The following is a 14,721-nucleotide window of genomic DNA, read 5'->3' on the forward strand; positions in this document are numbered from 1 at the left end:
TATTACAGTCCACTTCTGTGAGCAGATCGCAGACCAATTTGGGGTGGGACGTCCTGCTGGCCGTGTCCGGGCCGGGTGCGGACCAGCTCGCCCGCGCGTTGCGCGGAGCGATCAGGGACGGGGTGCTGCGCAAGGGCGCGACACTGCCGCCGAGCCGACGGCTGGCCGGGGATCTGCAGTGCTCGCGGTGGGTGGTCACGCAGGCGTACGCCCAACTGGTCGCCGAGGGATACCTGGAGGCCCGCGCCGGGTCGGCCACGCGCGTGCATTGCTGGGCGGACGAGATCTGGCGGCCCGTACCTCCCAAACCCGCCGCGCCACCACCGCGGTACGACCTCGCACCCGGACTGCCCGACCTGCGAGCGTTTCCCCGTAAACGCTGGTCGGACGCGGTCCGTGACGCGTTGTCGACGGCGCCGCACACCGACCTCGGCATACCGGCCGCGGGCGGCCATCCCCGGTTGCGCACGGTCCTGGCCGAGTTCCTGCACCGGACCCGAGGTGCGGTCACCAACGACGTGCTCATCTCGCAGGGCGTGTGCCACGGCGTGACGTTGGTCGGCCGTGCGCTGCACGCCGAGGGCATCACGCGGATCGCGGTGGAGGAGCCGGGCTGGACCAAGGTCTGGCGTGCCGCCGAGGACGCGGGACTTGAGCCCGTCCCCGTGCCGGTCGACGCGGACGGGTTGCGTGTCGAGGACATCCCGGCCGGTGTGCGCGCGGTGGTCGTGACACCCGCGCACCAGTTCCCGTCCGGAGTCGTGCTCTCACCGGAGCGCCGGGCGGCCCTGCTGTCGTGGGCCCGGGACGTCGACGGGGTGATCCTGGAGGACGACTACGACGCCGACTTCCGCTACGACCGCAAACCGGTCGGCACGGTGCAGGGCATGGATCCCCGGCGGGTGTTCCTGTTCGGCTCGGTCAGCAAGACGCTGAGCCCGGCGCTCGGCATCGGCTGGTACGTCGTCCCGCCACAGTGGATTGACAGGGTTCCGACGGCGGCGCCGTCGGTCGTGAACCAGTTGGCGCTGGCCACATTCATCGAGCGGGGCTCGTATCACCGGTACCTGCGCGCCGCCCGGTTGCGGTACCGCGCCAGACGCGACGCCCTGCTGGAGGCGCTCGACCCGTTGGCCGTCTCTGGCGCGGCGGCAGGCCTGCATCTGGTGTTGCCTTTGGACATCGACGCGTCCGAAGTGGTCGACCACGCCGCCGGACAGGGTCTGAAGCTGGTCAGTCTGGACGCGTACCGGACCCGGCCGGGCGATCCGGGGCTCGTGCTGGGTTACGGCAACCTGGCGGACAGTTCGGTGGCCGACGCGGTCGCGGTGCTCAAGGACTCGATAGGTCGAAGTGGTTCGGGAAGTTCGCGACGCAGGGGATGTCGCCCTTGACCTTCACCCGGCCGCGCAGGAACAGCAGCGGCGCGGACGCGTTGCCGGTGGCGACCTTCAGGAAGTCCGTCGGGACAATGGTGACAGTCGCACGTGGATCGCGGTCCTGCACGATGCCCGATGAGCACTGTCCGTTCTCGATGACGGTCTGGTACCGGTCGTAACCACCGGCTTCACACCCGCCGGTGAACCGCCAGTGCAGCACCAGATCCGGCGCGCCGGGCTTGACGTGCCTGCCCATCCGCTCGAACAGCTCGGCCAGCACCACCGGCCGCAGCACGGCGTGCGCCATCAGCGCGTCCAGCTGCGTGACCGAGGCCTGTTCGATGATCCGGATGAACGTGCTGGTGCGCAATGCTGAGAGCTCGACGCCGGTCCCGGCCTTGCCGAGCATGTCCATCGTCTCGATGAGACGGACGAACTGGCCGGGGTCGAGTTTGCCGATGTCGATCGACCGGGCGAACGCGTCGAACGCGCCCAGTTCCGGCTCGTCCGGCAGCCGGTGCCAGGTCTTCAAGGTTTCGGCAGGTCGAACATGCTGAGCATGCCCGCGGCGAACGGCAGATCGCCGCGCAGCTTGAGCTTGCCCGTCATGAACAGCACCGGGGCCGACGCGTTCGACGTGATCAGGCGCAGGAAGTCCTGCGGCGGCATGGTGATCGTGACCCGGCTGGAGTTCGCCATGTCCCGGTTGACCGTGCAGGCACCGTCCGCGATGACGGTCTCGTAGCGGTCGTAACCGCCCTCGCCGCTGCCACCGGAGAACCGCCAGTGCACCACGGCGTTCACGTCACGCGCCTTCTCCTTGCGCAGGTGCGTGGTCATCCGGCGGAAGATCTCGCCGAGGATCAGCGCACGCAGCTCGGGGCGCGACAGCACCTCGTCGAGCTGGCCCTTCGACGCGCCGGAGATCAGCCGCGCGAAGGTCTGCGGGCCCATCCTGGCGATGTCGACGGTGCCGCCGGACAGCCGCTGCAGGCCGGAGATCAGCCGGACGAACTCGTCACCCTTGAGCTTGGCCGGGTCGATCAGCCGCGCGATCTCGTCGATGTCGATGTCGGCGAGGCCGTCGGTCGTGGGTTCCAGCTGGTCGATCAGCGCGATCAGCTCACTGGGGCTGAGCCGGCTGATGGCCTCAACACTGAGGTCGGGCATGAACGCCTCCTCGTTACCTACTCCGGAGTAAGAATACGGTCGGGTAGATACGATGGCAATCTGCCATAAGCGACACGGAGGGGTGGATGCGGTGAGCGTGGAGGACAGGCGAGTCAAACGGCTGCCACGGGAGGTCCGGGAGAAGCAGATCCTGGACGCGGCCGTCCGCGTGTTCTCGGAGCACGGGTACCACGAAGCCTCGATGGACGAGGTGTCCGAGGTGGCGGGCGTGTCCAAGCCGATGATCTACGCCTACCTCGGTTCGAAGGAAGACCTGTTCGCGGCGTGCATCAGGCGTGAGGCGGGGCTGCTGCTCGAGGCGATCGTCGCAGGCGTGGACGCGACGGTGGCGCCGGACATGCAGCTGTGGATGGGCCTGAAAGCCTTCTTCGAGTTCGTGGGCGGCAACAAGCAAAGCTGGCGGGTGCTGCACAGGCAGGTGATCTCGCAGGGCGGCCCGTTCAGCGACGAAGTACTGGCGATGCGCTCGAGGGCGATCACCCTGGTCGACGCACTGCTGGTGGGCGTCGCCACCAAACGAGGCATGGACGAGCACGCGCAGAAAAGCACCGAGGCGATGTCCGCGGCGCTCGTCGGCGCCAGCGAGTCACTGGCCGACTGGTGGCTCGACCACCCGGCGGTACCGACGAGGACAGTGGTGGCCTGGCTGATGAACCTGGTCTGGATGGGCTTCGGCGACCTGGTCGAAGGCAACGTCTGGTCCCCGGCCGAGCACTGAATTCGAAGCCCACCATCCCCACAACAGTCCCCCGCCCAACCCGGGGGGCGTCCCCGGCTCCATTCTATCGGCAACAGGCCTGGTCAACGGGGTTACCGGCCAGTTGTGGACAACCAGATTCGCCGATGATCCCATTGGCGCGAAGTACGCCGGTCAGCCGGTGATCGTGCCGGTCAGATGAGGTTTTCCGCCGCGGGCGTTGAACAGGTCGAACGCCCACCCCGCATCGGTGCGGACCCCGGCGAAGCCGACCTTCGACGGCAGCATCACCGGCAGCTTGAACGACACGTCGACCGTGTACGCGTCCGGCAGCCGTCCTTCGAACGCGGCGATGCTGCGGGCTTTCGTCCACATGCCGTGGGCGATCGCGCGGGGGAAGCCGAACAGCTTGGCGGTCAGCGCGTGCAGGTGGATCGGGTTGCGGTCGCCGGAGACCTCGCCATAGCGGCGGCCTATGTCGTCCGGGACGTACCACTCCGCCTGCGCCTTGGGGGCTTCGGTGGCCTTCTTCTCTCCCGACGAGCCGGAGCCCTTGCGGCGCAGGTAAGTACTGGTGCTGTGCCACACCAGGTCTTCGCCGAGGAGGGCTTCGGTGATCACGTCGAACTGCTTGCCCTTGGGGTGGTCGCGCAGGTTCTCCACGCGGACGCGCAACTGGGGTGCGTCGGTTACGTGGAGTGGGCGCAGCTGGGTGATGCGGTTGGCCGCGTGCACTGTTCCCACCAGGGGGAAGGGGAAGTCGCTGTCGGTCATCAGCTTCACCTGCAGCGGGAAGCCCAGAATGTGCGGGTATGTCACCGGCAGCTGGTCGGTGAGGCGGAAGCCGCACACCTTCGCGTAACGGGACAGGTGTTCCTGGTCGATCGCCACCGACGGCCTGGTGTACACAGTGGACGGTAAGCTGCCGCCGTTCCTGCCGATGCCGGTGATGGCGGCTTTGCCGTACAGCGCCAGCAGGTTCGGGGGCGCGTCCAGTTCGCGGGTGTGTGTGATCGGCACGGGTCACGCTCCGATCAGGCTCTGGCCGCAGACGCGCACCACGTTGCCGTTCACCCCGCCGGATGCCGGGCTGGCGTACCAGGCGATCGCCTCGGCGACGTCGACCGGCAGTCCCGACTGGGACATGCTGTTCATCCGCCGGCCGGCTTCCCTGATGAACAACGGGACCGCCGCGGTCATCTTCGTCTCGATGAAACCGGGCGCGACCGCGTTGATCGTGCCGCCCTTCTCGGCCAGCAGCGGCGCGTACGTGTTCACCATCCCGATCACACCTGCCTTGCTGGTGCTGTAGTTCGTCTGGCCGACGTTGCCCGCGATGCCAGCGATCGACGAGACGCCGACGATCCGGCCACCCGGCTTCAAGGTGCCCGCCAGCAGGACGTCGTTGATCCGCAGCTGGCAGGCCAGGTTCACCGACAGCACCGAGTCCCATTGGGCGTCGGTCATGTTGGCGATCGTCTTGTCACGGGTGATGCCCGCGTTGTGCACGACGATGTCGACGCCGCCGTGGCGCGTCTTGAAGTACTCGGCGAGCTGGGCGGGGGCTTCGGGTGCGGTGATGTCGAGCTGCAGGGCCGAGCCGCCGACGCGGTTGGCAACCGCGGAGAGCTCCTCGCCCTGTGCGGGGATGTCCAGGACGACGACGTGGGCGCCGTCGCGGGCGAGCACGTCGGCGATGGAGGCGCCGATGCCGCGTGACGCACCGGTGACCAGCGCGACTTTGCCGTCCAGTGGCGTGAGCCAGTTGTCCGGGCGCGTGACGGAGCCCGCGCCGATCCGGATCACCTGGCCGTCGACGTAGGTGGACTTGGCCGACAGCAGGAACCGCAGCGTCGACTCGATGTTGTCCTCGGCGCCCGGGGCGACGTACACCAGTTGTGACGTGGCGCCGCGCTTGAGTTCCTTGCCGAGCGAGCGTGTGAAGCCTTCGAGCGCGCGCTGGGGGATCGACTCCTTCGAGCCGTCCGGGGTGGTGCCGAGCACCACGACGCGGCCGGAGGGGGCTATGCCCCGGATGCGTGGATGGAAGAAGTCGTAGAGCTCACGCAGCCGCTCGGGACTGTCGATGCCTGTCGCGTCGAACACCAAAGCACCAGGTCGGTCGGCCGTGTCGATGACCTCGACACCGGACTGGCCCAGGACCTTGCGGACCTGTTCCTCCAGACGTCCACCTTTCGCCGACCCGACAACGGCTGGTCCGGGCAGTGCCGACTGGCCCGGCCGGTAGCGCAGCAGCGGTGTCGGGTTGGGCAGTCCTAGCCGTTTGACCAGGAACTTTCCCGGTCCCGAACGGGCGAATCGGCTGTAGCCATCGGTCATCGTGGCGCCTCCCTACTCGCGGTAATACTACTTGCGAGTAGGTTAGGATGGCCAGTACGACCTATGTGGGAGGACGAGATGGCGCCACGAGGCTTGAAGCGGGTCGCGATCATCGGCGGTAACCGGATCCCGTTCGCCCGGTCGAACGGCCCTTACGCCACCGCTTCGAACCAGGACATGTTCACCGCGGCACTCGACGGACTCGTCAGCCGCTTCTCACTGCAAGGCGAACGGCTCGGCGAGGTCGCCGCGGGCGCGGTGCTCAAGCACAGCCGCGACTTCAACCTGGCCCGTGAGTCCGTGCTCGGCTCACGGCTTTCCCCGGAAACCCCGGCGTACGACATCCAGCAGGCGTGCGGCACCGGGCTGCAGGCGATCATCCAGGTGGCCAACAAGATCGCGCTCGGCCAGATCGAGGCGGGCGTCGCGGGCGGCGTGGACACCACGAGCGACGCGCCGATCGGTGTGCACGAGGACCTGCGCGCGATCCTGTTGCGGCTCAACCGGGCCAAGACGCTCGGCGGACGGCTGCGGCTGCTGGCGAAGCTGCGGCCGGGCCACATCATCCCGGACATCCCGCGCAACGCCGAGCCGCGCACGGGGCTGTCGATGGGTGACCACGCGGCGATCACCGCCAAGGAGTGGGCGATCGAGCGGGCCGCCCAGGACGAACTCGCTGTGGCGAGCCACCACAACTTGGCCGCCGCCTACGAGCGCGGGTTCTTCGACGACCTCATCACGCCGTACCTCGGTCTGCAGCGCGACCAGAACCTGCGGGCGGACTCGTCGCTGGAGAAGCTCGCCAAGCTGAAACCGGTGTTCGGCGGGGCCGAGGGAACGATGACCGCGGCCAATTCGACGCCGCTGACCGACGGCGCCTCCACTGTCCTGCTCGCCAACGACCAGTGGGCCAAGGCGCGGCGGTTGCCGGTGCTGGCGTACCTGACCTTCACCGAGACCGCGGCTGTCGACTACGTGCACGGCGGCGAAGGCTTGCTGATGGCTCCGGCGTACGCGGTGCCGCGGATGCTGGCCCGTGCCGGGGTGTCGTTGCAGGACTTCGACTTCTACGAGATCCACGAGGCGTTCGCGTCGCAGGTGCTGGCCACGCTCAAGGCGTGGGAGGACTCGACCTTCGCCAAGGAGAAGCTCGGCCTGGACGAGCCGCTCGGCTCGATCGACCGGGGCAAGCTCAACGTCAACGGCTCGTCGCTGGCGGCCGGGCACCCGTTCGCCGCGACCGGCGGCCGGATCGTCGCCACGCTGGCCAAGCTGCTCAACGAGCGCGGCTCCGGCCGCGGGCTGATCTCGATCTGCGCGGCGGGCGGTCAGGGCGTCACCGCCATCGTCGAGAAGTGAGTAGCAGCGTCTACGGCTTTCTAGTTTCATGACTAGAAAGCCGTAGACAATCTGATGAACGACACGCCGTACGGATGTATCCGGGAATATCGGATCGACGCTAGACAGGCCGATACCTTCCGATGATGGACCCGGTACGCAACCCGTTCGCCCCCGGCGCGGGTCAGCGCCCGCCCGAGCTCGCCGGTCGGGACAAGGAACTCGCCGCTTTCGAGGTCGTGCTGGAACGCATCGCGCGAGGACGGCCGGAACGCAGCCTCGTGCTCACCGGACTGCGGGGTGTCGGCAAGACCGTGCTGCTCGGCGAGCTGCGGTCGATGGCGCTCAAGCGCGGCTGGGGCGCGGGCAAGGTGGAGGCGCGTCCCGACGCGGACCTGCGCCGGCCGTTGTCGGCCGCGTTGCACCGCGCGGTTCGGGATCTGGCCGTGCGGCACCGTGCGCCGGACCGGGTCGAGTACGTCCTCGGCGTGCTGAAGGCGTTTGCGCTGCGGGCCGCACCGGAGGGCGCCAAGCTACGGGACCGCTGGCAGCCGGGTATCGACGTGCCCGCGGCGAACGGCCGCGCTGACTCCGGCGACATCGAGATCGACCTCGTCGAGTTGTTCACCGACGTCGCCGAACTCGCGCAGGACGTGGGCACCGGGGTCGCGCTGCTGATCGACGAGATGCAGGACCTGCTGCCCGACGACGTGTCCGCGATGTGCGCCGCGTGCCACGAGCTGTCGCAGAACCAGGCGCCGCTGGTGGTCGTCGGCGCGGGGCTGCCACACCTGCCCGCGGTGTTGTCGGCGAGCAAGTCGTACTCGGAGCGGCTGTTCCGGTACGTCCGGATCGATCGGCTCGTCCAGGAGGACGCCTACCAGGCGATCCTCGCACCGGTCACCCGCGAGGACGCGGACATTACCTCCGACGCGCTGGACGCGCTGTTCGAGGCGTCCGGTGGGTATCCGTACTTCATCCAGGCGTACGGCAAGGCGGCGTGGGACGCGGCGCCGAGCGATCCGATCACGGCCGAGGATGTGCAGGTCGCGGCCCCGGAAGCCGAAGCCGAGCTGGCTGTGGGCTTCTTCGGGTCACGGTATGAGCGCGCGACACCCGCTGAGCGGGAGTACCTGCGCGCGATCGCCGAGCTGACCGAGGGCCGCGACGAGGGCGTCAGCACCGCGGACATCGCCGTCTTCCTGGGCCGCAAGCCGTCCTCGCTGTCGCCCGCGCGGGACAGCTTGATCAAGAAGGGCCTCGTGTACTCCGCCGAGCGGGGCCGGATCGCGTTCACCGTGCCGCACTTCGGACGCTTCCTGCTGGGCCGCGAGGAGTGAAGTCCAACGAACTCCAGTCCTCCAGGTAGACGGCGGGGTAAGACGACATGTCCGGCCAACTACCTAGTTTGACCAACGAATCATCGGCCTGTGCCTCATGTCACCGGATAATCGGGTGCATTGCGGCGCGCGGGCGCGCATAATAGGTACAGAACCACTGAGACACAAGCCAAGGGGTGCAGTACCTGTGAACATCGCCGCCAAGATTCGTGCCCGCCGCGCCGAGGCCCGTACCCGGCGAGCAGTCAACCGCGCGATCGACAGCGCCGCGACGCCCGCGATGCGTCACGAGCTGATCATGATCGCGCAGCACCAGCAGGCCAACCACCTTCGCTGACCCAGGGTCGGGTCAGCACGCAGCGTGATTGAGTCTTCCACCAACAGCTGAATAAGTGCACTCGAAAGAGTGAGCTGGAACACATCCGGGAAGTCGGTAACGACTTGGTACAGACCGGCGATGTTCCCAATGACCCCGAGATGCTGGCGGACCCCCGACCTGGCAGCATCCCGGGGTCTTCCATGTCCGGGGCCGTGTCAGCCGGTGACGATCCAGGCCGACGTTCCCTCGTTAGGGTGTCCTGCGTGGGCATGACCGTTCTCGCATTGGACGTCGGTGGAACCAAGATCGCGGCAGGTGTGGTCGACGGCCGCGGCGAGATCCTCGCCCGCGCCACCCGGCCGACTCCGCTGCACGATGCCGGCGAAGCCTGGCAGGCCGTGCTCGATGTGTCGGCGGAAGTGCTCGACGGCCGGACGATCAACGGCGTCGGCGTCGCCTGCGCGGGCCCGGTCAACGCGTCCGACGGCACCGTCAACCCGATCAACGTGCCGTGCTGGCAGGACTTCCCGCTGGCCACCCGGCTGCACCGAGCTTTCGACGCGCCCGTGCACCTCGCCGGCGACGGTGTCTGCATGGCACTGGGCGAGCACTGGATGGGCGCGGGCAGGGGAGCGGACTTCCTGATCGGCCTGGTCGTTTCGACTGGTGTCGGCGGTGGGCTCGTCCTGAACGGCAAGCCCTACGGCGGACGTACCGGAAACGCCGGTCACATCGGTCATGTCGTCGTCGAACCAGACGGTTCGCCGTGCACTTGCGGCGGCTTGGGATGCGTGGAGACCGTGGCGGGCGGACCGCATCTGGTGCGGTGGGCTCGCCAGCAAGGCTGGCGCGCGCCCGACAACGCCGACGCCGCCCATCTAGCGGCGTCCGCGCTGTCCGGGAACGAGATCGCGTGTTCGGCGTTCGACCGAGCGGGCCGAGCGGTCGGTATGGGGATCGCCGCGACGGCCGCGTTGTGCGATCTGGACCTCGCGGTGGTCGGTGGCGGGATCGCGCAGGCCGGTGACCTACTGATGGATCCGATCCGCCGCACGCTCCAGGACTACGCGAAGTTGTCCTACGTCGACGCGTTGCGCGTGGTTCCCGCCGAACTGGGCGGTCACGCCGGCCTGGTCGGGGCCGCGGCACTGGTGATCACGGCCGGGGGTTGACGGCCCGATATATTTGACTCCGTCAAAGTATTCTTTGAGGTGGTCACATGATCCCGGACGAACGCGTCCAGTCGGTCCGCGAGTTCAACCGCTTCTACACGCGGGTGCTCGGGGTGCTCGCCGAAGGCCTGAACGACACGCCCTACTCGCTGACCGAGTCGCGGGTGCTGTTCGAGCTGAGCCAGCGCGAATCCACCGAGGTCACGGCGTTGCGCCGGGATCTGGGGCTGGATGCCGGATACCTGTCCCGGCTGCTGGCCCGGTTCGAGAGCGACGGCCTGGTCAGCCGCGACAAGTCGGCGACCGACGCCAGGCGCCAGGTAGCCGGGCTGACCGAAGCGGGCCAGTCGACCATGAAGATGCTCAACGAGCGGTCCGACGCCGAGGTGCACCGGTTGCTCGACCCGCTCGGCGACGACGACCAGCGCGAACTCGTCGCGGCGATGGACGTGATCAGGCGCCGCCTCACCAAAAACCGCCAGGACAACGCGGTCGTGCTGCGTCCGCCGCGGCCGGGCGATCTCGGCTGGGTCGTCGAGCGCAACGGCGCGCTCTACGCGCAGGAACACCAGTGGGGCGCGACATACGAGGCGGTCGTCGCGCGGATCGTCGCCGACTACGCGGCCGGCCACGACCCGGCGCGCGAAGCGGGCTGGATTGCGGAAATCAATGGGGAACGCGCCGGTAGCGTGTTCTGCACACGCAAGGACAACGACACAGCGAAGTTGCGGTTACTACTGGTTGAACCAAGTGCCCGGGGTATGGGCGTCGGCGGCCGATTGGTCGACGAGTGCCTGAGGTTCGCGACTTCGGTCGGCTACCGAACAATTGAACTCTGGACGATGAACGTGTTGATCTCGGCCAGACGGATATACCAGAGCCGAGGTTTCACGTTGGTCGAATCCGAGCATCACGACACTTTTGCCCCAGGTCAGACGGCGGAGACCTGGCGCAAGGAGCTTTACGACCGGTAGTCGAAAAAGCGCGGAACGCAATTGCACGTGCAGGGTTGAACAAATCACACTCGAACGCAGCATCGACTAACCAGCCGAACAGTGGTTTGGTGGGCACCTGGGAAAATTCCGCTGTTTCGAGGAGGTCGGCGTGCCTGGTCGCGCCATCACCGGTATTGGCTCGGCGATGCTCGCCACGGGGTTACTCGCCGGGTGCGGCATGGCCGACAACCAGTGGGACTTACCCATGTCGCCACTGGAGCGACCTGCCGACATCCCGTTGCAGAACAAGGATGTGTGCGCCGCGCTGGGCGCCGACCGGATCACCTCCGGCTGCCACCTGATGGCCGAGAACGGCACGGCCGAGATCTACGTCATCCCCCACACCGACGGCGGTCTGCGCCGCTACTCCGCCGATGTCGACGGCGACACGGTCCGCTGGCTCGGCATCAGCAGGTTCCCCGCCATCCAGCTGTCCAACGGATCCGGCAGTGACGGCATCGCCTCCTGCCGCGTCGCGCTCGACGTGGCGAAGGACCAGATCCTGATGATCGTCTACCGCCAGCAGGGTGCGGCGGATCCGCGGCTGGCGCCGTGCAAACCGGCGCGCGACTACGCCTCGCGAGCCCTCGCCGCCCTGCAGACCCGCTCCTCGTGAGCGAAACCGGCCGCCCTGTCCGCTGTGGACAGAACGGCCGGCTGTACCGCTCGCGACGAGTCGCTAGTGGGCAGCGACCTCCTTGAGCCGCGGATCGCCCTCGTCGGCGTGGTAGTCCGCGTTCTGGGTCTGGTCGATTCCGTTGGACACCTTGCGGGCCCGCATGATCCAGGTGACCACCACCGCCACGACCAGGTTGCCGATCAGCGCGACGAACCCGACGTAGATCTGGGTCGGCGACCCGGCGAACGGGTGCCAGCCGAAGAGGCTCAGCTGTCCGAGCGGCAGCGCCGACCCACCGAAGTGCGCCTTGTTCGCCGCCGGGTTCGGGATCTCGTAGAGCATCGCGAAGCCCCACGCCATACCGGCGATCCAGCCGGCCACCAGTGCCCACCGGTGGAACCACCGCGTGTACAACGAGATCGCCACCGCGGGCAGCGTCTGCAGAATGATCACGCCGCCGATCAGCTGCAGGTCGATGGAGAACTGCGGGTCGATGAACAGGATGAACAGCACCGCGCCGAACTTCACGATCAGCGACGCCAGCTTGGCCTGCTTGGCTTCCTGCTTCGGAGTGGCGTCCTTCTTGACGTACTCCTTGTAGATGTTGCGGGTCCACAGGTTCGCCGCGGCGATCGACATGATCGCGGCGGGCACCAGCGCGCCGATGCCGATCGCGGCGAACGCGATACCGGCGAACCACGCCGGGAACTGCTGGTCGAACAGCACCGGCACGATCGTGTTGCTGTCCGGCCGCCCGGTCGCCTGGTTCACGATCGGCTTGGACGCCGCCTGGATGGCCACGAACCCCAGCAGCGCCAGCAAACCCAGCAACAGAGAGTAAGCGGGAAGGGCGACCATGTTGCGCTTGATTACGTTACGTCCGCGCGACGCCAACGCACCTGTCAGCGAGTGCGGGTACAGGAACAGTGCGAGCGCCGAACCCAGCGCCAGTGTCGCGTACTGCAACTGGTTGGCCGGGCTGAGCAGCACGCCGTCGTTGGGGTTCGGCGTGGCGGCGAACTTGGCCTGCGCGGTGTTGAAGATCGTCTCCCAGCCACCGAGCTTCGACGGCAGGTAGAACACCGCGACCAGGATGACGATGTAGATCAGGATGTCCTTGACGAACGCGATCAGCGCGGGCGCGCGCAGCCCGGACTGGTAGGTGTAGACCGCCAGCACGATGAACGCGATCAGCAGCGGCAGGTGCCCGAGGAAGCCTTGACCGTTGAAGCCCATGGTGCGCAGCACCGCTTCCAGACCCACCAGCTGCAACGCGATGTACGGCATCGTGGCGACGATTCCCGTGATCGCGATCAGCAGCGCCAGCGTCCGCGAACCGTACCGGCCGCGCACGTAGTCGGCGGGCGTGACGTAACCGTGCACCCGGGACACCGACCACATCCGCAGCAACGGCAGGAACACGATCGGATACAGGATCACGGTGTACGGCAGGGCGTAGAAGCCGAGCGCACCGGCGCCGAACACCAGTGCGGGCACCGCCACGAACGTATAGGCGGTGTAGAGGTCACCGCCGACCAGGAACCAGGTGATCCACGAGCCGAACTTGCGGCCGCCGAGCCCCCATTCGTCCAGGTGGTCCAGCGTGCTGCCGGCCTGCCAGCGCGCCGCTACGAAACCGAGGACGGTCACGACGAGGAAGAGGACCGCGAAGACGATGATCTCGGTCCACTGCAGGTTGTTCACTTGACGTCCCCCTCGTCCAGGTCGTCCACGCTCAGCCGGTCGGGCTGGTGGCTGACCGGCTCATCCTTCGTCTTGACGTAGACGACCCACACGCAGAGCACGCCGATGACCACGAAGACGAACTGCGACCAGTAGAAGAACGGCATGCCGAACAGGTGCGGGCCATCGAAGTTGATCAGCGGCGTGATCAACATGACCAGCGGAACCAGCAACAGCAGATTCCAGTTGTTCCAGCGCAGGCCGTACCCGGTCTTCCCAGGTGACTCTGACATCGACGTCCCACTCCCGCATCAGGCCAGTACGTTCGCCGGATCGTAGACATGACAGGGCACTGGATGCATTACATTCCGGTCGCGGGATCCCGGCTTGTTCCAGCCATCGGCGACCAGTGGCCGAATCGTGACTTCGGACAGTCACAGAACGCACCAGCGCAGGTACGGTCACGTCATGCGGATCGCTTGGGGGCTGGCCGTTTGCGCAGTCCTGCTCGGCATCACCGCCTGTGAACCAGCCGCGTCCCCACCGGCGCCACCGGCGACGGCACCTTCGGGGCGCGTCACCGTGCCCGCCAACATGTACGGCGAGAATCCCCCGAAGCCGGGGCAGTGCCTGGACACCGGCAACGCGATCGTCGTCGACTGCGCCGACCCGCACGACGCCGAGGTGGTCAACACCGGCAAGCTCACCGCGACGTCCATGCCCGACGAAGCGACCGCGGCCACGCTCACCATCCCGCCGTGCCGCGAGAAACTCGCCGAGTACCTGGGCGGACCGGACATGGACGCGACCAACCTCGTGGCCATGCCGCTGTGGCCGAACCAGGAGCAGTGGGCCAAGGGCGAGCGGTGGCTGCTGTGCACCGTCGCCGAGGTCGGCGCGGACGAACGCCCCGCGAAACGCACGGGCTCGCTCGAAGGCGCGCTGCAGGGCAACGAACTGTTCCGGTACCAGACGTGTTCGGTGTCCTCGCCGTCACGCGAGGCCAAACTCCGCCGCGGCCCGTGCGACGGGCCGCACCTCGGTGAAGCGGTGCCCGGTGTGATCAACGTGGGCAAACCGGGAGGGTCGATCCCCGGCAACGACACGATGAACCGGACGGCGAGCACCAGGTGCCCAGCGTTGGTGAAGAAGTACCTCGGCGGTGACAGCAAAGAGGTGTCAGTCGCGTGGCGGTTGCCCAACGCCGAGTCGTGGGCCCGTGGTTACACCAATGTGGTCTGTTTCGCCGAAGCCGCGCGGCCGGTGAAGGTCCGGCTGCGCAACCTAGGCCAGGGCGCTCTGCCCAGCTAGCGGGCGGAGCCCGTCACGCGCGGGCGCGACGGGCTCGCTGTCGGCTGGCTCCTGGTCGGTCTCCGTCGACGTCATGACGACCATCAACAAGGCGGCCAGTGCCAGCACCATCATGGCCAGTCCGGCGACGATCACTTCTGACACCACCTTCGTGTGTGTTCCTCGTCTCTGTATGACGCGCGACCAGGGTCCTCGTTCGGTGTGGATGTGGACAACTGAGTTTCGACGCGGTCACGAGGAGGTCTCGTCCCCAGGCTGTGCACAGATCCATCCACAACCTGTGGACAAATCCGTGGATACCCAGCTCCGCCCCAGAGCACCACTGGTAACAATGGCC

16 protein-coding genes are annotated in these 14,721 nt (G+C 67.5%); 9 read left to right on the forward strand and 7 right to left on the reverse strand.

Annotation, left to right across the window (positions count from 1 at the left end; all coding sequences use genetic code 11):
- Positions 1–17 precede the first annotated feature (17 nt).
- The gene (gene pdxR, locus AOZ06_RS52425) at positions 18–1,394 is read left to right on the forward strand and encodes a MocR-like pyridoxine biosynthesis transcription factor PdxR (protein WP_054296215.1); all 1,377 of its coding nucleotides are present in this window, start codon (positions 18–20) and stop codon (positions 1,392–1,394) included.
- Here the strand turns inward: pdxR and AOZ06_RS52430 are convergent.
- The gene (locus AOZ06_RS52430; protein WP_225953116.1) at positions 1,333–1,911 is read right to left on the reverse strand and encodes an SCP2 sterol-binding domain-containing protein; all 579 of its coding nucleotides are present in this window, start codon (positions 1,909–1,911) and stop codon (positions 1,333–1,335) included. The two genes, pdxR and AOZ06_RS52430, sit on opposite strands and share 62 nt — an antisense overlap.
- On the reverse strand, positions 1,908–2,549 hold the full coding sequence (locus tag AOZ06_RS52435; protein ID WP_054296216.1) for an SCP2 sterol-binding domain-containing protein: 642 nt from the start codon (positions 2,547–2,549) through the stop codon (positions 1,908–1,910). Before AOZ06_RS52435 ends, AOZ06_RS52430 begins: the two co-directional genes overlap by 4 nt.
- Positions 2,550–2,640: 91 nt before the next feature.
- Here AOZ06_RS52435 and AOZ06_RS52440 point away from each other — a divergent pair, with 91 nt between their 5' ends.
- Positions 2,641–3,288 carry a TetR/AcrR family transcriptional regulator gene (locus AOZ06_RS52440; protein WP_083472509.1) on the forward strand — a complete coding sequence of 216 codons (648 nt, stop codon included), beginning with the start codon at positions 2,641–2,643 and terminating at the stop codon, positions 3,286–3,288.
- 153 nt (positions 3,289–3,441) lie between these two features.
- On the opposite strand, the gene AOZ06_RS52445 is transcribed toward AOZ06_RS52440, so the two are convergent.
- Positions 3,442–4,281: a MaoC family dehydratase gene (locus tag AOZ06_RS52445; RefSeq protein ID WP_054297560.1), complete on the reverse strand. Its 840-nt coding sequence runs from the start codon at positions 4,279–4,281 to the stop codon at positions 3,442–3,444.
- Between the two features lie 9 nt (positions 4,282–4,290).
- Positions 4,291–5,607, reverse strand: coding sequence for a 3-oxoacyl-ACP reductase (locus AOZ06_RS52450; protein ID WP_054296218.1), 1,317 nt, complete (start codon positions 5,605–5,607; stop codon positions 4,291–4,293).
- 78 nt (positions 5,608–5,685) lie between these two features.
- On the opposite strand from AOZ06_RS52450, the gene AOZ06_RS52455 reads away from it, so the two are divergent.
- The 6 genes from AOZ06_RS52455 (at position 5,686) to AOZ06_RS52475 (ending at position 11,387) form a co-directional block, all read left to right on the forward strand.
- Positions 5,686–6,966 carry an acetyl-CoA C-acetyltransferase gene (locus AOZ06_RS52455; RefSeq protein ID WP_157233715.1) on the forward strand — a complete coding sequence of 427 codons (1,281 nt, stop codon included), beginning with the start codon at positions 5,686–5,688 and terminating at the stop codon, positions 6,964–6,966.
- A gap of 125 nt (positions 6,967–7,091) precedes the next feature.
- Positions 7,092–8,285, forward strand: coding sequence for an AAA family ATPase (locus tag AOZ06_RS52460; protein WP_054297561.1), 1,194 nt, complete (start codon positions 7,092–7,094; stop codon positions 8,283–8,285).
- Positions 8,286–8,472: 187 nt separating this feature from the next.
- Positions 8,473–8,622, forward strand: coding sequence for a hypothetical protein (locus tag AOZ06_RS58285; protein WP_168211503.1), 150 nt, complete (start codon positions 8,473–8,475; stop codon positions 8,620–8,622).
- A gap of 251 nt (positions 8,623–8,873) precedes the next feature.
- Positions 8,874–9,776 (forward strand): ROK family protein, encoded by a 903-nt coding sequence (locus AOZ06_RS52465; RefSeq protein ID WP_054296220.1) that lies wholly within the window; start codon positions 8,874–8,876, stop codon positions 9,774–9,776.
- A 47-nt stretch (positions 9,777–9,823) separates the two neighbouring features.
- Positions 9,824–10,750, forward strand: a complete 927-nt coding sequence (locus AOZ06_RS52470) for a bifunctional helix-turn-helix transcriptional regulator/GNAT family N-acetyltransferase (protein ID WP_054296221.1) — start codon at positions 9,824–9,826, stop codon at positions 10,748–10,750.
- A 130-nt stretch (positions 10,751–10,880) separates the two neighbouring features.
- Positions 10,881–11,387, forward strand: coding sequence for a DUF3558 domain-containing protein (locus AOZ06_RS52475; protein WP_157233716.1), 507 nt, complete (start codon positions 10,881–10,883; stop codon positions 11,385–11,387).
- Positions 11,388–11,450: 63 nt separating this feature from the next.
- On the opposite strand, the gene mctP is transcribed toward AOZ06_RS52475, so the two are convergent.
- Positions 11,451–13,094, reverse strand: coding sequence for a monocarboxylate uptake permease MctP (mctP, locus tag AOZ06_RS52480; RefSeq protein WP_054296223.1), 1,644 nt, complete (start codon positions 13,092–13,094; stop codon positions 11,451–11,453).
- The gene (locus tag AOZ06_RS52485; RefSeq protein ID WP_054296224.1) at positions 13,091–13,366 is read right to left on the reverse strand and encodes a DUF3311 domain-containing protein; all 276 of its coding nucleotides are present in this window, start codon (positions 13,364–13,366) and stop codon (positions 13,091–13,093) included. Before AOZ06_RS52485 ends, mctP begins: the two co-directional genes overlap by 4 nt.
- Before the next feature lie 175 nt (positions 13,367–13,541).
- Between AOZ06_RS52485 and AOZ06_RS52490 the strand changes: the two genes are divergently transcribed.
- Positions 13,542–14,384 (forward strand): septum formation family protein, encoded by an 843-nt coding sequence (locus AOZ06_RS52490; RefSeq protein ID WP_054296225.1) that lies wholly within the window; start codon positions 13,542–13,544, stop codon positions 14,382–14,384.
- Here AOZ06_RS52490 and AOZ06_RS57530 read toward each other — a convergent pair.
- On the reverse strand, positions 14,358–14,528 hold the full coding sequence (locus AOZ06_RS57530) for a hypothetical protein (protein WP_157233717.1): 171 nt from the start codon (positions 14,526–14,528) through the stop codon (positions 14,358–14,360). The genes AOZ06_RS52490 and AOZ06_RS57530 overlap by 27 nt on opposite strands.
- Positions 14,529–14,721: the final 193 nt, after the last annotated feature.

This window comes from Kibdelosporangium phytohabitans, assembly GCF_001302585.1.
Classification (GTDB): domain Bacteria; phylum Actinomycetota; class Actinomycetes; order Mycobacteriales; family Pseudonocardiaceae; genus Kibdelosporangium; species Kibdelosporangium phytohabitans.